Annotated in this window: 17 protein-coding genes and 1 pseudogene; 8 read left to right on the top strand and 10 right to left on the bottom strand. The window is 58.6% G+C overall.

All coding sequences use genetic code 11. The features are described 5' to 3' along the window. Nucleotides 1–22: 22 nt before the first annotated feature. From glpD to HP062_RS14025, 4 genes are all read right to left on the bottom strand, one after another. Nucleotides 23–1,561, bottom strand: a complete 1,539-nt coding sequence (gene glpD, locus HP062_RS14040; protein WP_172791555.1) for a glycerol-3-phosphate dehydrogenase — start codon at nucleotides 1,559–1,561, stop codon at nucleotides 23–25. A 316-nt stretch (nucleotides 1,562–1,877) separates the two neighbouring features. Continuing rightward, complete coding sequence (locus HP062_RS14035; protein WP_010457697.1) at nucleotides 1,878–2,633, bottom strand: DeoR/GlpR family transcriptional regulator; 756 nt, start codon at nucleotides 2,631–2,633, stop codon at nucleotides 1,878–1,880. 94 nt (nucleotides 2,634–2,727) lie between these two features. Then, the gene (gene glpK, locus HP062_RS14030; protein WP_077749900.1) at nucleotides 2,728–4,233 is read right to left on the bottom strand and encodes a glycerol kinase GlpK; all 1,506 of its coding nucleotides are present in this window, start codon (nucleotides 4,231–4,233) and stop codon (nucleotides 2,728–2,730) included. A 75-nt stretch (nucleotides 4,234–4,308) separates the two neighbouring features. Further along, a complete protein-coding gene (locus tag HP062_RS14025) occupies nucleotides 4,309–5,160 on the bottom strand; it encodes an MIP/aquaporin family protein (protein WP_077749899.1) in 852 nt (283 codons plus the stop codon). Nucleotides 5,161–5,531: 371 nt separating this feature from the next. On the opposite strand from HP062_RS14025, the gene ybaK reads away from it, so the two are divergent. After that, nucleotides 5,532–6,002: a Cys-tRNA(Pro) deacylase gene (gene ybaK / locus HP062_RS14020; RefSeq protein ID WP_077749898.1), complete on the top strand. Its 471-nt coding sequence runs from the start codon at nucleotides 5,532–5,534 to the stop codon at nucleotides 6,000–6,002. 15 nt (nucleotides 6,003–6,017) lie between these two features. After that, complete coding sequence (locus tag HP062_RS14015; protein WP_172791554.1) at nucleotides 6,018–6,800, top strand: PhzF family phenazine biosynthesis protein; 783 nt, start codon at nucleotides 6,018–6,020, stop codon at nucleotides 6,798–6,800. Between the two features lie 56 nt (nucleotides 6,801–6,856). Here the strand turns inward: HP062_RS14015 and HP062_RS14010 are convergent, their stop codons facing one another. Then, nucleotides 6,857–7,966, bottom strand: coding sequence for an ABC transporter ATP-binding protein (locus HP062_RS14010; RefSeq protein WP_010457692.1), 1,110 nt, complete (start codon nucleotides 7,964–7,966; stop codon nucleotides 6,857–6,859). Then, on the bottom strand, nucleotides 7,963–8,883 hold the full coding sequence (gene argF / locus HP062_RS14005; RefSeq protein ID WP_010457691.1) for an ornithine carbamoyltransferase: 921 nt from the start codon (nucleotides 8,881–8,883) through the stop codon (nucleotides 7,963–7,965). Before argF ends, HP062_RS14010 begins: the two co-directional genes overlap by 4 nt. Nucleotides 8,884–9,331: 448 nt before the next feature. Between argF and HP062_RS14000 the strand changes: the two genes are divergently transcribed. From HP062_RS14000 to grxD, 5 genes are all read left to right on the top strand, one after another. After that, nucleotides 9,332–9,538, top strand: a complete 207-nt coding sequence (locus tag HP062_RS14000) for a hypothetical protein (RefSeq protein WP_010457690.1) — start codon at nucleotides 9,332–9,334, stop codon at nucleotides 9,536–9,538. After that, nucleotides 9,519–9,854 (top strand): hypothetical protein, encoded by a 336-nt coding sequence (locus tag HP062_RS13995; protein WP_138739082.1) that lies wholly within the window; start codon nucleotides 9,519–9,521, stop codon nucleotides 9,852–9,854. Before HP062_RS14000 ends, HP062_RS13995 begins: the two co-directional genes overlap by 20 nt. A 156-nt stretch (nucleotides 9,855–10,010) precedes the next feature. After that, a complete protein-coding gene (locus HP062_RS13990) occupies nucleotides 10,011–10,304 on the top strand; it encodes a hypothetical protein (protein WP_077749897.1) in 294 nt (97 codons plus the stop codon). A gap of 134 nt (nucleotides 10,305–10,438) precedes the next feature. Continuing rightward, nucleotides 10,439–12,547 (top strand): molybdopterin oxidoreductase family protein, encoded by a 2,109-nt coding sequence (locus tag HP062_RS13985; RefSeq protein WP_102594576.1) that lies wholly within the window; start codon nucleotides 10,439–10,441, stop codon nucleotides 12,545–12,547. A gap of 97 nt (nucleotides 12,548–12,644) precedes the next feature. Next, nucleotides 12,645–12,986, top strand: a complete 342-nt coding sequence (gene grxD / locus HP062_RS13980) for a Grx4 family monothiol glutaredoxin (protein WP_010457686.1) — start codon at nucleotides 12,645–12,647, stop codon at nucleotides 12,984–12,986. 221 nt (nucleotides 12,987–13,207) lie between these two features. On the opposite strand, the gene bfr is transcribed toward grxD, so the two are convergent. Continuing rightward, on the bottom strand, nucleotides 13,208–13,681 hold the full coding sequence (bfr, locus tag HP062_RS13975) for a bacterioferritin (RefSeq protein WP_010457685.1): 474 nt from the start codon (nucleotides 13,679–13,681) through the stop codon (nucleotides 13,208–13,210). A gap of 199 nt (nucleotides 13,682–13,880) precedes the next feature. Further along, nucleotides 13,881–14,099, bottom strand: a complete 219-nt coding sequence (locus HP062_RS13970) for a bacterioferritin-associated ferredoxin (protein WP_007943567.1) — start codon at nucleotides 14,097–14,099, stop codon at nucleotides 13,881–13,883. A 315-nt stretch (nucleotides 14,100–14,414) separates the two neighbouring features. Between HP062_RS13970 and HP062_RS13965 the strand changes: the two genes are divergently transcribed. After that, nucleotides 14,415–15,017 (top strand): peroxiredoxin, encoded by a 603-nt coding sequence (locus HP062_RS13965; RefSeq protein WP_010457682.1) that lies wholly within the window; start codon nucleotides 14,415–14,417, stop codon nucleotides 15,015–15,017. A gap of 75 nt (nucleotides 15,018–15,092) precedes the next feature. On the opposite strand, the gene rnt is transcribed toward HP062_RS13965, so the two are convergent. Together rnt and pyrC are read right to left on the bottom strand one after the other, a co-directional pair. Further along, nucleotides 15,093–15,770, bottom strand: coding sequence for a ribonuclease T (gene rnt / locus HP062_RS13960; protein WP_008155580.1), 678 nt, complete (start codon nucleotides 15,768–15,770; stop codon nucleotides 15,093–15,095). Then, nucleotides 15,767–16,812 (bottom strand): annotated as a pseudogene (gene pyrC, locus HP062_RS13955) (dihydroorotase). Before pyrC ends, rnt begins: the two are co-directional and overlap by 4 nt. Nucleotides 16,813–16,852: the final 40 nt, after the last annotated feature.

The following is a 16,852-nucleotide window of genomic DNA, read 5'->3' as shown; positions in this document are numbered from 1 at the left end:
CTTTCATTTAAACGGATGGCGATCAGGCCGCTTCGATCTTGCTGCGGTTCTGCTCGACCTTGCTCAGGTAATCCACCAGTTTCTGCTGTTCCGCCGGGGTAGTGAACAAGCCCAATTTGCTGCGGCGCCACAGAATGTCATGGGCGGTGGTTGCCCACTCTTCGCTGCACAGGTAATCGACTTCGCGGGTGTAGAGACCGCCGCCAATGTGGTCGCCCAGGTCGTTGAGGTTCTGCACGCCTTCCATCATGCGCCAGGTGCGGCTGCCATAGGTGGTTGCCCAGCGGCGTGAGATTTCAGTCGGAACCCAGTCGAACTTGTCGCGAATCAGCGAGCTCAGCGCCTGCGGGGTGGTCATGTCTTCGCCGCCCGGCAGGGTGGCGCTGGCAGTCCAGCTTGGCTTGATGTGCGTGAAGTACGGCGCCAATTGTGCCAGCGCCGACTCGGCCAGTTTGCGGTAGGTGGTCAGCTTGCCGCCGAACACCGACAGCAACGGCGCTTCTTCGCCAGTGCCCGAGAGCGCCAGGGTGTAGTCGCGGGTGACGGCTGACGGGTTGTCGGATTCGTCGTTGCACAGCGGACGGACGCCGGAATAGCTGTGCAGGATATCGTCGCGGCTGATCTGCTTCTTGAAGTGGGCGTTGACCACTTTCAGCATGTAATCGGTTTCGCCTTCGGTGATCGCCACTTTGGCCGGATCGCCGGTGTACTCGCGGTCGGTGGTGCCGATCAGGGTGAAGTGATTGAGGTACGGAATGGTGAAGACGATGCGCTGATCTTCGTTTTGCAGAATGTGCGCGTGTTCGCCTTCATACAGTTTCGGCACGATCAGGTGGCTGCCCTGAATCAGGCGAATGCCGTAGGGCGATTCCATCTTCAGGTCATCACGAATGAACTTGGCGACCCAAGGGCCGGCGGCGTTCACCAGCGCTTTGGCGCGGATCGAAAACAGGCTGCCGTCGGCGCGCTCCAGGTGCAGATGCCACAGGCCCTTGGTACGACGGGCACTGACGCAGCGGGTCTGGGTGTGAACGTGGGCGCCTTTCTCGCGGGCGGCCATGGCGTTCAGCACCACCAGGCGCGCATCGTCGACCCAGCAATCGGAGTATTCGAAGCCTTTGGTGATTTCGCTTTTCAGCGGGCTATCCGGACCGAACTTCAGGCTTTTCGAGCCTTCGAGTTTTTCCCGCTTGCCGAGGTTGTCATACAGGAACAGGCCGGCGCGGATCATCCAGGCTGGACGCAGGTGCGGACGGTGCGGCAACACGAAGCGCATCTGCTTGACGATGTGCGGCGCCTTGGCCAGCAGCACTTCGCGTTCGGCGAGGGCTTCGCGTACCAGGCGGAATTCGTAATGTTCGAGGTAGCGCAAGCCGCCGTGGATCAGCTTGCTGCTGGCCGACGAAGTGTGGCTGGCCAGGTCATCTTTTTCGCAAAGGAACACCGAAAGGCCGCGACCGGCGGCATCCGCTGCGATCCCAACGCCATTGATCCCACCACCGATGACGGCGATGTCGTAGACCTCAGCGAGAGGGGGCGTAGGCAAGGTAGAAGTGGGCATCGGCTGGCCTCGGGCTCTTTTGATTTTCTGTATTGGAATTCGAACATTAATGTTCATTTGCGAAAATGGTAGCCCATAAAGCCGCCCACAGCCAGTCAACTTCGATTGAAAATACTGATCGAAGGACCGAGAAAGGAAAATATACGAACATTAAATGAGGGGGGTGGAGGCTTTTGTGGCGAGGGAGCTTGCTCAGCAGACGCAAATCAGACGACACGCTCTTCCGGAAATACAACGATTACCGGTTTCAGGGCTGCTTCGCAGCCCAGCGGGAGCAAGCTCCCTCGCCACAAGGGAGCGCGCTGTTTGGAAAGGGTTATACGACTTCCAGCCGAATTTTGTGCTGACTCAGCAGCTGCGCGAGCGCCGGCGAAGGTTGTTGGTCGGTGACCAGGCAATCAATCAGGCTGATCGGCCCCAGGCGAATCATGGCGTTGCGCCCGAATTTGCTGGAGTCGGCCGCCAGAATGACCTTCCGGGCGTTGGCGATGATCGCCTGGGATACCCGCACTTCCTGATAATCGAAGTCCAGCAGGCTGCCGTCTTCATCGATACCGCTGATGCCGACCAAGGCAAAGTCGACTTTGAACTGGTTGATGAAATCGACACTCGCCTGGCCGACCACGCCACCGTCGCGCCGCACATTGCCGCCCGTCAGCAGAACGTCGAAGTCGTCCTTGGCGCTGAGCATCGAGGCCACGTGCAGGTTGTTGGTGATGATTTTCAAGTGGTTGTGGTTGAGCAGCGCCCGGGCAATCGATTCGGTGGTAGTCCCGATATTGATGAACAGCGAGGCGTGATCCGGGATCTGAGCCGCAATGGCTTCACCGATACGCTGCTTCTCATCGCGCATCTGGTCGGCGCGCATGGCGTAGGCGGTGTTCTCGACACTGGAATCGTAGGCTGCGCCGCCATGGTAGCGACGCAACAAATTGGCTTCCGCGAGCTGATTGATATCGCGGCGGATGGTTTGCGGTGTAACGACGAACAGCGTAGCCATTTCCTCGATGCTGACATAGCCGCGTTCGCGGACCAGTTCGAGGATTTGCTGCTGACGGGGAGGCAGATTCATGGGGCTTCCTTTGGCTGCCGTGCAAAATTTGCCCATGATGCCGCAGGAATCTGCTCCCTACCAGTTACATACCGATACGAGTACTCAGGTTGGCTTATTCAGCGCCTTCATGTGGTTCCCAGTCGCGGGTGCGGCTGACGGCTTTTTTCCAGCCGGCGTAGAGTTTTTCCTTGGCGGTTTCGTCCAGGGTCGGTTCGAATTCGCGTTCGATCACCGCCTTGCCGCGCAGCTCATCCAGGCTGCCCCAGAAGCCACACGCCAGGCCGGCCAGGTAAGCGGCGCCCAGTGCGGTGGTTTCGCGCATTTGCGGACGCTCGACCTGAGTGCCGAGGATGTCGGCCTGGAACTGCATCAGGAAGTTGTTCGCAACCGCGCCGCCGTCCACGCGCAGGGATTTCAGACGTTCGCCGGAATCCTGTTGCATGGCGTCCAGCACGTCGCGGGTCTGGTAGGCAATCGACTCCAGGGCTGCACGAATAATGTGATCCACACGCACGCCGCGGGTCAGGCCGAACAGGGCGCCACGGGCATACGGGTCCCAGTAAGGCGCGCCGAGGCCGGTGAAGGCTGGCACCAGGTACACGCCGTTGCTGTCCTTGACCTTGTTGGCGAAGTATTCGGTGTCGTGGGCGTCGTTGATGATCTTCAGTTCGTCACGCAGCCACTGAACGGTCGAACCACCGTTGAACACTGCGCCTTCGAGCGCGTAAGCCACTTCGCCACGTGGGCCGCAGGCGATGGTGGTGAGCATGCCGTGCTTGGACTTCACGGCTTTGTCGCCCGTGTTCATCAGCAGGAAGCAGCCGGTGCCGTAGGTGTTTTTCGCCTGGCCCGGCTCGACGCACATCTGGCCGAACAGGGCGGCCTGCTGGTCGCCAGCGATGCCGCCGATGGCGATGCCGCTTTTGGTGTGGCCGTAGATTTCGGACGAAGATTTAACTTCCGGCAGCATCTCGCGCGGAATATCCAGTATCTCCAGCATCTTCGTGTCCCACTCAAGCGTGTGGATGTTGAAGAGCATGGTGCGCGAGGCGTTGGTGTAGTCGGTGACGTGGACCTTGCCGCCGGTAAATTTCCAGATCAGCCAGCTGTCGACGGTGCCGAACAGCAGTTCGCCGTTGCGCGCACGCTCGCGGCTGCCTTCGACGTTGTCGAGGATCCACTTGAGCTTGGTGCCGGAGAAGTACGGGTCGGTGACCAGGCCGGTGGTCTCGCTGATGTATTGCTCGTGGCCGTCGCGTTTGAGCTGCTGGCAAATCTCGGTGCTGCGGCGGCACTGCCAGACGATCGCGTTGTAGATCGGGCGGCCGGTGGTCTTGTCCCAGACCACGGTGGTTTCGCGCTGGTTGGTGATGCCGATGGCCGCGACCTGGTCGTGATGCAGGCCGGCTTGAGCCAGGGCTTCGACCATCACGGCGCTTTGGGTGGCGAAGATTTCCATCGGGTCGTGTTCGACCCAACCGGCTTGCGGGTAATGCTGGACGAATTCGCGCTGGGCGGTGCAGACCACGTTCGCGTCGCGGTCGAAAATGATCGCGCGGGAGCTGGTCGTACCCTGATCGAGGGCAATGATGTAGTTCTTATTCTGAATGTCGGTCATGTCGATTGCCTTGGACGAAAAAAGGAAGAGAGGTCCGGCGCGTGATCTTATGGGCAGGATCACGCGCCTACGGTATCAAGAAGTTCTTGGTTTGCCGTCAATGGCCGGTGTTGCGTCCTGTGTAGCAGGTGTGGCGCTGGGCAGATGACGGGCAATCAGCCCGCGATACGCGGCAGCGCCGAGGCAGGCACCGACAATCGGTGCAAAAATCGGAATCAGGAAATACGGGATATCGCGGCCGCCGGTGAGGGAAATTTCACCCCAGCCGGTGAAGAAAGTCATCAGCTTCGGACCGAAATCACGCGCCGGGTTCATCGCGAAACCGGTCAGCGGGCCCATCGAGCTGCCAATCACGGCGATCAGCAAGCCAATCAGCAGCGGTGCCAGCGGCCCTTTTGGCAGGCCATTGTTGTCATCGGTCAGGGACATGATCACGCCCATCAGGATGGCGGTGATGATGACTTCAACCAGGAAAGCCTGGGCGGTGGACAGGGCCGGGTTGGGGAAGGTGGAGAACACCGACGCCAATTCGAGGCTCGCCTGGGTGCCACGGACCATATGGTGAGTTTGTTCGAAATCGAAGAATAGATTGCTGTACAGCGTGTAGACCAAAAATGCGCCGCAGAACGCGCCAGCAATTTGAGCAAGGATATAGAACGGCAGTTTGCGTTTTTCGAAGTCGGCGAAAATGCTCAGTGCGATGCTCACGGCGGGATTGAGGTGAGCTCCGGAAACCCCGGCGGTCAGGTAGATCGCCATGCTCACGCCGACGCCCCAGATGATGCTGATTTCCCACAGGCCAAAGCTGGCACCCGCGACCTTGAGAGCGGCAACACAACCGGTGCCGAAAAAGATAAGCAGTGCAGTGCCCAGAAACTCGGCCATGCATTGGCTTGAGAGCGACGGTTGTTGTAAAGCAGTTGTCATTGAAAACCTCGTTTTTGTTGTTGTCTGGCGCTTCTTTCATCATGGCCAAAGCGCGTTTTCCACCGAGGCAGAATCCCCATCCTGTTCTCGGCCTGCTACAGGGGTGCTGCGATGACACATTCGTACAGTATTCAGATTCGAAAAAATATAGACAAGAAACGCTGCTGTCAAAGGTCGAAAGTGAACTGTCGGTCATAATTCAACTATTAGTCATGTGAATGATCGTATTGTTCACGCGACCGGCCTGGCACGGACGAACGGTAGCCTGTGCCGTCAAGCCGCTGAAACAGTGGCGCAATAGAGCCTTTTGCCGACCAATGTCCTAGAATCCAGCGCAGGATTTTTCTACTGCCGCCCACTCTGGAGCTGCCATGACCCCCGCATTGGATTTGTTGAAAAAAGTTCGAGCCGAACATCGCGTGCACAGTTATGAACATGATCCAAAGGCTGCGTCCTATGGGCTGGAGGCCGCGGAGAAACTGGGGCTGAACCCGGCGCAAGTGTTCAAGACGCTGCTGGCCGCCAGTGAGAAAGGTGAGTTGCTGGTAGCGGTGGTGCCGGTCGTCGGAACTTTGGACTTGAAGCATCTGGCTCACGCGGCGGGCGTGAAAAAAGCCGAAATGGCCGATCCTGCCGCTGCGCAGCGCGCGACGGGTTATCTGTTGGGCGGGATCAGTCCGTTAGGGCAGAAGAAGCGCTTGCGCACGTTTATCGATAACTCCGCTCAGCCCTTTGCGACCATCTTCGTCAGCGCCGGCCGGCGCGGTCTTGAGGTTGAATTGGCGCCGGCGGTGCTGGCCGAACACACTCAGGCCAAGTTTGCCGATATCGGCCGCGCCTGAATCAGGGAGAAGGTTATGCAGCTTGAATTTCATCAAGTCGATGCGTTCAGTGATCGTCCGTTCAGTGGTAACCCGGCCATGGTGTATCGGCTCGAGGCGTGGCTAGCCGATGAGTTGATGCAGAAGATTGCCGCCGAACATAACCTCGCCGAAACCGCCTTCGTGGTGCGTGAAGGGCAGGGTTGGCACATTCGCTGGTTTACCCCGACGACCGAAGTGCCATTGTGCGGCCATGCGACCCTGGCCAGCGCGCATGTGTTGTTTGACATCTATAAGGAGCCGGTCGAGCGCCTGGACTTCATCTGCAAGTCCGGCCCGTTGAGCGTAAGCCGCGAGGACGGGCGCTTGTGGCTGGATTTTCCGGCCGTCGTGCCATCTGAAGTGGGCGTGACCCTGGATGTCGAGCGCGCCTTGGGCGTCGAAGCGGTCGATGTTCTGGGTCCCAACGAGTTGTTCGTGGTGTTGGAGTCCGAGCAGGCCGTGCTCAACTGCCAGCCAGACATGATCGCCCTGGCCAAGCTGCCGTGGCCGGGTGCAATCGTCACCGCCAAGGGGAGTCAGCATGATTTCGTGTCCCGGTACTTTGCCCCGGCAATCGGCATCAATGAAGACCCGGTGACCGGTTCGACCCATTGCAGCTTGATTCCATATTGGTCGAAGCGGTTGGGCAAGACGAGTCTCAGCGCTTATCAGTGCTCGAAGCGAGGCGGGGCGTTGTTCTGCCGACTGGAAGGGGACCGGGTGAAGATTGGCGGGAATGCGACGCTGGTTGCGAGCGGAACACTCATTCTCGGTTAACCCAAATTTGATGTGGGAGTGAGCAGCCACGCTCCCACATTTTTTGTCCGTGTGTATTAGCTGGCGGTGCTGTAGCGCCGGACACCGGACTCTACCACCGGAATCTGCGCAGCCGTGCTGCCCGATGCCTGGAACAGCACCAGGTGTTCAGCCGCGACTCGAATACCCACTTCGGCACCGACTTGATGATCGGCATGGCTCGGGAAAATCGACTCCAGTTGCGCCCCGGTCGGCAGCTGCAAACGGTACAACGTCGAGGCCCCCTGGAACGACTTGCCGACAATCCGCGCCTTTAAGCCGCTGTCGGGTGCATAAACGATATCGTCCGGACGCAGCAACACATCCACCGCACCGCCCACGGGCCAGGTGTAGGCCCGATTGCCGCGCAACTCACCCAATTCGGTCTGCACCGACTCGGGGCTGCTCAGCTGGCCGCGAATGAAATAACCCTGGCCAATGAAGCTGGCCACAAACGGCGTCAGTGGCTCGTGGTACAGGTTGTAGGGCGTGTCCCATTGTTCCAGCCGACCTTCCTTGAACACCCCGACATGATCGCTCACCGCGAAGGCTTCTTCCTGGTCGTGGGTCACCAGAATCGCGCTGGTGCCACGGGCCTTGAGAATGTCGCGCACCTCATGGCTGAGCTTGCGTCGCAGTTCGCCATCGAGGTTGGAGAATGGTTCGTCGAGCAACAGCAATTGCGGTTCCGGTGCCAGTGCGCGGGCCAGCGCGACACGCTGCTGCTGACCACCGGACAACTCGTGCGGAAAGCGCTTGCCGAGGTTTTTCAGGTTGACCAGCTCCAGCAACTCTTCGGTGACACGATCCTTTTGCGGGTGCTTGCGGATCCCGAAGGCGATGTTCTCGGCCACGCTCAAATGCGGAAACAGCGCGTAGTCCTGGAACACCATGCCGATCCGGCGTTTCTCCGGGGCAAGGGTGAAACCGGCGCGGGAGATGGTCTCGCCTGCGAGGGTGATTTCACCTTCCTGCACCGGTTCGAAACCGGCAATCGCCCGTAGCGTGGTGGTCTTGCCGCAGCCCGAGGAGCCCAACAGGCAACCGATGTCACCGGCATTCAAATGCAAGTTGAGGTTCTGCACGACGCGCTGGTCTTGATAGCCGCAGGCGAGGTTGCGCAGGTTAAGCAGTAATGGAGGGCTCATGCGTGGTGATACGCCGGCTCGACGAGGAACTCGAGCAGGGCCTTTTGTGCGTGAAGGCGGTTTTCCGCCTGGTCCCAGGCGACCGAGCGCTTGTCATCAAGCACGTCGAGGCTGATTTCCTCGCCACGGTGGGCCGGCAGGCAGTGCATGAACAGCACATCCTCGGCCGCCAGGTCGAGCAGGGCGCGAGTCACCTGGAACGGCGCGAACAGCTTCAGGCGCTTGGCGGTTTCTTCTTCCTGGCCCATGGAGGTCCAGACATCGGTGCTCACCAGGTGGGCGCCGCGCACGGCATCCTTCGGATCGCGGACGATGGTCACGCGATCGCCGGCCATGGCCACGAACTGCGGGTTGGGTTCAAACCCTTCAGGGCAGGCGATGCGCAACTGGAAGTCGAACTGGATCGCCGCTTCTATATAGCTGTTGCACATGTTGTTGCCGTCGCCGATCCAGGCCACGGTCTTACCCTGAATCGAGCCGCGATGTTCGAGGAACGTCTGCATGTCGGCCAGCAACTGGCACGGATGCAGGTCATCGGACAGGCCGTTGATCACGGGAACGCGGGAATTGGCGGCGAATTCGGTCAGGGTGCTGTGGGCAAAGGTGCGGATCATCACGGCGTCGAGCATGCTCGACATCACGATGGCGCAGTCGCCGATCGGCTCGCCACGGCCCAGTTGCGTGTCGCGCGGCGACAGGAAGATGGCCTGGCCGCCGAGCTGGATCATGCCGGCTTCGAACGAAATACGGGTACGGGTCGAGGACTTCTCGAAAATCATCCCGAGTACGCGGTTTTTCAGAGGCTCGAACAGTACGCCGCGGTTACGCAGGTCTTTGAGCTCAACGCCTCGACGGATCACGCTGACCAGCTCTTCGGGCGTGCAATCCATCAGGGAGAGAAAGTGCCTTGCGCTCATCATTGACTACCTTTTTGCAACAGACCGCAGATACTCAAAGCCTTGTTTAACTGAAAAACGGGCGAGACCTGCGGCGTAAGCCGCACGGGGCGACGAAATAGGGGGAGGCGCGATATTGACATTAAATGTCGCGTTTTTCCAATAGGAGGCTTTTTTTACGGTTTCCAACATGTTTCAAGCGATACAACGCGATCCGCGTTGCGAGTTTGTGAGCAGCATTTGTACACGGTGCCGAAGCTCGATTGCAATAACTGCCGTGATCTGGCTCGATATCCGGCGAAGAATGGAAGACCCGCTGAACAGCGCCCTCCGGGCCCCTTACAAGCTCGCGGAGTTGTTTGCTGTTACGTTTTCAGGTGCCGGGTTTCGGATTGCGCTCAGGTATTATCCGCCTCATTGCGGATTCTCGACTGCGTAAAGTCAAACACTCCCAGGGAGGGAGCGCTGTATGGCGATCAATAAACCCGGACACACTGGTCTGACGCGCCTTCGTCGTGTTTCGCCGGCCTTCGATATGGCTGTCATTTCTACGGTCATGGGCTTCGCGATTATCGCAAGCACGATTTATCCGGGCGTTCCGAGCGCAGTGGTGGGCGCCATCGTCGGCGCTTTTATCGGCGTGAAGAATTTCAGGGATGACGCGATTGCAGATTGATTCGACCCAGTTTTTGGTAGTGGGAGGATTGGTCGCAATTGGAATCTACCTGGGAGCTTCGCTACTCGCGCGATCGACGCCGGACCTGAAGCATGGAGCTGCCCTGGTGGTCGCGTGGTTCACAGTGGTGAGCGTCATTGATATCGCGTTGCAGGTCTATCAAGCCGAGCCTCATCAGTTGGGCATCCTGGCAAACCAGAAAGCTATCATCCTGATCGGGTCCGGCGTGATGCTTTGGCTGGCGGTCGGCGGTATCTGGACGGCCTTGGCCTCACCGCTCAAAAAGAAGGCGTCGAAGATTTCTCAGCCTCAGTGAGCCTGTCTGTGTGGTCGAACGCAGGTTTTGACGAGGTCGTTTCGTGTCTTGTCTGTTGTTCAAGGCGCCGGTTGTCACCGTGTTCTGGATGAAACGTTTGCTAATACAAAGTGCTGGGTTATAACTAACTCACGAGTGACGCAGGAAGCCTTCGGAATGGAATCGAAAGAACAGCTTTTAATGGATTTACTCGGCCTCACGGCCCGCTCCTTGACCCACCTCACCGCTTCCATGACGTCGATGTCCTTCGAATTGATGCGCAGTGAAGACGAAGTGACCAAAGCGGCCGGTCGACGCATGATCGATCGCATGGCAACCATTAGTACCGGGCTCGACGAACACTGGCGACTGATCGGCGAGCTCACCGGCGTACATATCGCCCAGGAACAGATCGAAACCATTCAAGAGATCCAGTTGCAGGCGCCGCCGCCCAGGTTGCCGCCGAATTGATCGTGCACGGCCATCGGCTAGCCTGATGGTCGTCGATTCACAAGACGAACGTCGCTGGCGCAGTCGCGGGTCAGGCGCCATAGTTTTGTTCCCGCGGCTGATATTGCCCGCCCAGAACAAAACAGAGACTGGCCATGACCAAGACTCTCCATCACCGTGCCTGCCACCTGTGTGAAGCCATCTGCGGCCTGACCATCGAGACCTCCGAGGTCGAAGGCAATGGCGTGCAGATCACCTCAATCAAGGGTGACCCGCTGGATACGTTCAGTCGTGGGCACATCTGCCCCAAGGCGGTTGCCTTGCAAGACATCCAGAACGATCCGGATCGCCTGCGTCAGCCGATGTTGCGAGTGGGCAGCGAATGGCAGCCTATCGAGTGGGAAGACGCTTTCAGCCTGGTCGCCGAACGCCTGGCTGCGATTCAGGAGCATCACGGGCAGAATGCGGTGGCGGTTTATCAAGGCAACCCCAGCGTGCACAACTATGGCTTGATGACCCACAGCAATTATTTCCTGGGCCTGCTGAAAACCCGCAACCGGTTTTCCGCGACCTCGGTCGATCAGTTGCCTCATCACTTGACCAGCCATTTGATGTACGGCCACGGCTTGCTGCTGCCGATTCCGGACATCGACCACACCGATTTCATGTTGATCCTCGGGGGCAATCCCCTGGCCTCCAACGGCAGCATCATGACCGTGCCCGATGTGGAGAAGCGCCTGAAGGCGATTCAGGCCAGGGGCGGCAAAGTGGTGGTGGTCGATCCGCGCCGCAGCGAAACGGCAGCGATAGCCGATCAGCATCTGTTCGTGCGCCCCGGTGGCGATGCGGCGCTGTTGTTCGGGTTGCTCAATACCTTGTTCGCAGAAGGTCTGACCCGCGACAGCCATTTGCCGGTCGACGGTCTGGATGAAGTCCGTCAGGCGATCAGCACATTCACTGCCGACACGATGAGCCCCTTGTGCGCGGTGCCGGCAGAACAGATTCGTCAGTTGGCCCGGGATTTCGCGGCGGCGCCGACAGCGGTCTGCTATGGCCGGATGGGCGTCTCGACCCAAGCCTTCGGCACGCTGTGTCATTGGCTGGTGCAACTGATCAACCTGGTCACCGGTAACCTCGACCGCGTCGGCGGTGCCTTGTGCACTGAACCTGCGGTGGATCTGGTGGCTTCGACGTCGGGTGGGCATTTCAATCTGTGGCAGAGCCGGGTGTCCGGGCGTCCCGAGTACGGCGGTGAGTTGCCGGTGTCGGCCCTGGCGGAAGAGATGCTGACGGGCGGGGAAGGGCAGGTTCGTGCGCTGATCACCGTGGCCGGCAATCCGGTGCTGTCCACACCCAATGGCCGGCAACTGGAACAGGCGCTGGACGGTCTGGAGTTCATGGTCAGCATCGACCTGTACATCAATGAAACCACGCGCTATGCCGACCTGATCCTGCCGTCGACTTCGGCACTGGAAAACGACCACTACGACACCACGTTCAACATGTTCGCGGTGCGCAACGTCACCCGTTTCAACCGGGCGATCCTGGGCAAGCCCGAAGGTGCATTGCATGACTGGGAGATCTTTGTCGGCCTGGCCCAGGCTTTTGCTGCGAAGACCGGCAAGGAGCTGAAACCGACCATTGCACCGGCGCAGATGATCGATCGTGGGCTGCGGATGGGGCTTTATGGCGATGCCTCGGCGCACAAGCTTTCGTTGGCGACGCTGTTCGATCACCCGCACGGCGTCGATCTGGGCGCGCTCAAATCGAACCTGGCGCCACGCCTGAAAACCGCCAACCAGCGAGTCCAGGCCGCGCCGGCTGCGATTCTCGCTGACCTTGCCCGTTTCGCCGCGCTGCAAGCACCGGCTGCCGACGAATTGCTGATGATTGGTCGTCGCCATGTGCGCAGCAACAACTCGTGGATGCACAACTATCACCGTCTGGTGAAGGGCAAGCCGCGCCATCAATTGTTGATGCACCCGGATGACCTGGCCAGTCGTGGACTCGGTGACGGGCAGCGCGTGCGGGTCAGTTCACGGGTTGGTGTGATCGAAGTGGAAGTGCTCGCCAGCCTGGACATGATGAAAGGTGTGGTCAGCCTTCCTCACGGTTGGGGGCATGCACGGCCCGGCGTGCAGATGACGATCGCCAGTAGTCAACCGGGCTCCAGCGCCAACGACCTGACCGATGAATGTCAGCTCGACGAGTTGTCGGGGAATGCTGCGTTGAACGGTGTTCCGGTGACAGTGGCGGCGGCTTGATTGTGTCTGTCGGGGAGACCGAGCATGGCGCTCGGGTTTCCGTTACAATGCGCCACCGTGCCGACCTCTGAGTCGGAAAGTTCAGCCGAGGTGCTCCATGGATATCATCGAAACGATTAAAGAGCAGATTGCTAACAACACCATTCTGCTTTACATGAAAGGTTCGCCCAATGCCCCGCAGTGTGGCTTCTCCGCGAAAGCCGCGCAGGCCGTGATGGCATGTGGTGAAAAGTTTGCTTACGTGGACATCCTGCAGAACCCGGAAATCCGCGCCAACCTGCCAAAATACGCCAACTGGCCAACCTTCCCGCAACTGTGGGTCGGTGGTGAGCTGGTCGGCGGTAGCGACATCATGACTGAAATGTCGGCTGATGGTTCGCTGCAGGCCACGATCAAGGCTGCCGTTGAAGCGGCTGCTGCGAACAAGACCGAAGCCTGACCCGGTACCTGTAGGCGCGAAGCTTGCTCGCGAAAGCGGTACAACATTCAGCACATAAGTTGACTGGACTACCGCTTTCGCGAGCAAGCTTCGCTCCTGCAGATGTTTCGTCCTGAAACAGGTGCAAACCTTGTTCAGGACGAGACAAAGGGCATTAAAAAGCCCCGCCTCTATAAAAGAGTGCGGGGCTTTTTATTGTCTCGAGTTTAGCGGGCGCTAACTTACTCTTCGCCCATCTGCGATTGCAGATAGTTCTCAAGACCGATTTTATCGATCAGGCCCAGTTGAGTTTCCAGCCAGTCGATGTGTTCTTCTTCGGACTCAAGGATATCTTCGAGCAATTCACGGCTACCGAAGTCACCCACGGTTTCGCAATGAGCGATGGCAACCTTGAGGTCGGCATGACCAGTTTTCTCAATACGCAGGTCGCATTCGAGCATCTCCTGGGTGTGTTCGCCGATCTGCAGCTTGCCCAGGTCCTGGACGTTCGGCAGGCCTTCGAGGAACAGGATGCGCTTGATCAGCTTGTCCGCGTGTTTCATCTCGTCGATGGATTCGTGGTATTCGTGCTTGCCGAGCTTGTTCAGACCCCAATCTTCGTACATGCGCGCATGCAGAAAATATTGATTGATCGCGACCAGCTCATTGGCAAGGATCTTGTTGAGATGCTGGATGACTGTAATGTCGCCTTTCATGATGGGGTCCTGCCCTGTATTAGCTGTCAATAAGGCGGAGTTTGAGCCGCACAACTAAGAGTGTCAAACCTAAGTTATTGAAACTTAAATGAAAATTAATCGGAATAAGAATGTTTGTGTTCCGCGTCTAGAGCGTAAGCAGTTGATTTTCAGACATAAAAAAACCGGACATCAAGTCCGGTTCTTTGGAATAGGGTAGTTACGCGGCAGTAAATTCTACAGGGAAAGGAATCGCAGCCTGGGCCGATTGCAATTTGGTCAGGGTTTCACGCACCACTTCCTTGGCAAGGCAGGCGCATTTACCGCATTGGCTGGCTACGCCAGTGGCCTGGCGGACTTCTTTGTAGCTGCAGCAACCTTCATAGATTGCATCGCGGATTTGACCGTCGGTGACGCCAGTGCAGAGGCAGACATACATAAGCTAAGAACCGTCGCTGGTGGTGACTCAGTTGCGATGGATCTTAATGTTAACGAGAATGATTGTCAAAGTGCTTTCTGAAAGCTTCGCGTTATAAGCGAGTATGACTGACGAACGGTTTTCATCCGGGCTTCTGCCATCACCTGTCGCGACGACCAATTTGACGCGCGGTTGAAAAACCGTTGAGAACAGCCCAAAAACGCCGTGTATGATGGTCGGTCCTTGCGAAGGGGGGCGTGTCACAGGGCTGTCGCCTGAGGGTGGCAGGCTGACACGAACCCAGTTCTTCACGATATATAGACCAGGAGATATTCAATGAGCGTACTCGTAGGCAAACAAGCCCCGGACTTCACCGTACCTGCCGTCCTCGGCAATGGCGAAATCGTTGACAGCTACACCTTGTCCTCGGCCATCAAAGGCAAATACGGCCTGGTGTTCTTCTACCCACTGGACTTCACCTTCGTTTGCCCGTCCGAGCTGATCGCTCTGGACAACCGCATGGCTGACTTCAAGGCGCGCAACGTTGAAGTGGTCGCGGTGTCGATCGATTCGCACTTCACCCACAACGCATGGCGCAACACCCCGGTGAACAATGGCGGTATTGGCCAGGTTCGTTACACCATGGCTGCCGACATGAAGCACGAAATCGCCAAGGCCTACGACGTTGAGTCCGAAGGCGGCGTTGCTTTCCGTGGCGCGTTCCTGATCGACGACAAAGGCGTTGTCCGTTCGCAGATCATCAACGACCTGCCGCTGGGCCGTAACATGGAAGAGCTGATCCGTCTGGTCGACGCGCTGCAATTCCACGAAGAGCACGGCGAAGTCTGCCCTGCCAACTGGAAAAAAGGCGACAAAGGCATGACTGCTTCGACCGAAGGCGTCGCGGCTTACCTGACCGAGAACGCTGCTGCGCTGTAAGGCACGTTCGAGGCATAAAAAAACCGGCCACTGAGGCCGGTTTTTTTATGGTCGGGAGAAATTCAGCGACCGGGATCAGTCGTTGAAGTCTTCCCAGCCGCCCATTTGTTTCCAGCGATTGACGATGCCGCAGAACAGCTCGGCCGTCTTCTCGGTGTCGTAGCGCGCCGAGTGAGCCTCACGACCGTCGAAGTCGATGTCCGCCGCCTGGCAAGCCTTGGCCAGTACGGTTTGACCGTAAGCCAGGCCAGCGAGGGTCGCGGTATCGAAACTGGAGAATGGGTGAAACGGGTTACGTTTCATGTCCAGGCGTGCGACAGCGGCGTTGAGGAAACCCAGGTCAAAGCTGCTGTTGTGCCCAACCAGAATTGCCCGTTTGCAGCCGTTGGCTTTCAGGGCCTTGCGGATACCACGGAAGATATCGGTCAGGGCCGTTTCTTCGCTCACCGCCATACGCAGCGGGTGATCGAGTTTGATCCCGGTGAATTCCAGCGCCGCGGCTTCAATGTTCGCCCCTTCAAAAGGTTCGACGCGGAAGAAATAGGTGTGATCGGGATACACAAAGCCTTTTTCATCCATGGCGATCGTGGTCGCGGCGATTTCCAGCAGGGCGTCAGTGGCAGAGTTGAAACCACCGGTTTCAACGTCGACAACAACTGGCAGGTATCCACGGAAGCGCTCAGCCATGGGGTGGCGCGAACCACCTCCGCCGCCTTGACCGTCCTGTTCGTCGTCGAAATGGTCTTCACTCACGCGTGTTCCTCCAGCAGGCGCCAGCGCAGTTTTTCACCGGCGCGCAGCGGGATTACGGTCAGCTCGCCAAATGGCAGGCTGGTTGGGGCGGTCCACTCATCGCGGACCAGGGTGATGCGATCGGTGTTCACCGGCAGGCCATAGAAGCGCGGGCCGTTGAGGCTGGCGAAGGCTTCAAGCTTGTCCAGCGCGTTGCGTTGTTCAAAGGCTTCGGCGTACATCTCGATCGCCGCATAAGCGGTGTAGCAACCGGCACAGCCGCAGGCCGCTTCTTTGGCGTGCTGGGCGTGAGGCGCCGAGTCGGTGCCGAGGAAGAACTTGTTGCTGCCGCTGGTGGCAGCGTCGAGCAGGGCTTCCTGGTGGGTGTTGCGCTTGAGGATCGGCAGGCAATAGAAGTGCGGCCTAATCCCCCCACCAGCATGTGATTGCGGTTGTACAGCAGGTGATGCACGGTGATGGTCGCGCCAACGTTGGCCGAAGCCTCGTTGACGAACTGCACGGCGTCCGCGGTGGTGATGTGTTCAAACACCACTTTGAGCGTCGGGAAACGCTCGACCACACGACGCATATGCTCATCGATGAAGATTTTTTCGCGGTCGAACACATCGACATCGCCGCGGGTGACTTCACCGTGAATCAGCAAGGGCATCCCGACGTCGGCCATGGCCTCAAGTGCAGGGAAGATCTTGTCGATACTGGTGACACCCGAGTCCGAGTTGGTGGTCGCGCCGGCCGGGTACAGCTTGGCGGCGTAAACGAAACCGCTGGCCTTGGCCTCGCGAATTTCGTCGGGCTGGGTGCGGTCGGTCAGGTACAGCACCATCAACGGTTCGAAACGACTGCCGGCCGGACGTGCAGCGAGAATCCGCTGGCGATAGCCGTCGGCTTCAGCGGCGTTACGCACCGGAGGTACCAGGTTGGGCATGATGATGGCGCGACCAAAGGTGCGCGCGACATCCGCAACGGTATTGGTCAACACAGCACCATCGCGAAGATGAATATGCCAGTCGTCGGGACGCAGCAGGGTCAGGCGGTCGGACATGAGGGGATTCCAGGCGGGTCAAACTCTGGGGAATGCTACC

Origin of the sequence: Pseudomonas sp. B14-6 (assembly GCF_013260315.1) — a bacterium.
Lineage (GTDB): Bacteria > Pseudomonadota > Gammaproteobacteria > Pseudomonadales > Pseudomonadaceae > Aquipseudomonas > Aquipseudomonas mandelii.
Note: the sequence above shows the minus strand (reverse complement) of the source record. Positions and strands in the feature narration are given on the sequence as shown.

What these genes read in the sequence shown, in the direction of transcription:
- ybaK (WP_077749898.1), top strand. Translation starts at nt 5,532, where the DNA reads ATGACCCCCGCATTGGATTTGTTGAAAAAAGTTCGAGCCGAACATCGC.
- HP062_RS13985 (WP_102594576.1), top strand. Translation starts at nt 10,439, where the DNA reads ATGACCAAGACTCTCCATCACCGTGCCTGCCACCTGTGTGAAGCCATC.
- HP062_RS13995 (WP_138739082.1), top strand. Translation starts at nt 9,519, where the DNA reads ATGACGCGATTGCAGATTGATTCGACCCAGTTTTTGGTAGTGGGAGGA.
- glpK (WP_077749900.1), bottom strand. Translation starts at nt 4,233, where the DNA reads ATGACCGACATTCAGAATAAGAACTACATCATTGCCCTCGATCAGGGT.
- HP062_RS13965 (WP_010457682.1), top strand. Translation starts at nt 14,415, where the DNA reads ATGAGCGTACTCGTAGGCAAACAAGCCCCGGACTTCACCGTACCTGCC.
- bfr (WP_010457685.1), bottom strand. Translation starts at nt 13,681, where the DNA reads ATGAAAGGCGACATTACAGTCATCCAGCATCTCAACAAGATCCTTGCC.
- HP062_RS14035 (WP_010457697.1), bottom strand. Translation starts at nt 2,633, where the DNA reads ATGAATCTGCCTCCCCGTCAGCAGCAAATCCTCGAACTGGTCCGCGAA.
- glpD (WP_172791555.1), bottom strand. Translation starts at nt 1,561, where the DNA reads ATGCCCACTTCTACCTTGCCTACGCCCCCTCTCGCTGAGGTCTACGAC.
- HP062_RS14010 (WP_010457692.1), bottom strand. Translation starts at nt 7,966, where the DNA reads ATGAGCCCTCCATTACTGCTTAACCTGCGCAACCTCGCCTGCGGCTAT.
- HP062_RS14015 (WP_172791554.1), top strand. Translation starts at nt 6,018, where the DNA reads ATGCAGCTTGAATTTCATCAAGTCGATGCGTTCAGTGATCGTCCGTTC.
- HP062_RS13990 (WP_077749897.1), top strand. Translation starts at nt 10,011, where the DNA reads ATGGAATCGAAAGAACAGCTTTTAATGGATTTACTCGGCCTCACGGCC.
- HP062_RS13970 (WP_007943567.1), bottom strand. Translation starts at nt 14,099, where the DNA reads ATGTATGTCTGCCTCTGCACTGGCGTCACCGACGGTCAAATCCGCGAT.
- HP062_RS14000 (WP_010457690.1), top strand. Translation starts at nt 9,332, where the DNA reads ATGGCGATCAATAAACCCGGACACACTGGTCTGACGCGCCTTCGTCGT.
- argF (WP_010457691.1), bottom strand. Translation starts at nt 8,883, where the DNA reads ATGAGCGCAAGGCACTTTCTCTCCCTGATGGATTGCACGCCCGAAGAG.
- grxD (WP_010457686.1), top strand. Translation starts at nt 12,645, where the DNA reads ATGGATATCATCGAAACGATTAAAGAGCAGATTGCTAACAACACCATT.
- HP062_RS14025 (WP_077749899.1), bottom strand. Translation starts at nt 5,160, where the DNA reads ATGACAACTGCTTTACAACAACCGTCGCTCTCAAGCCAATGCATGGCC.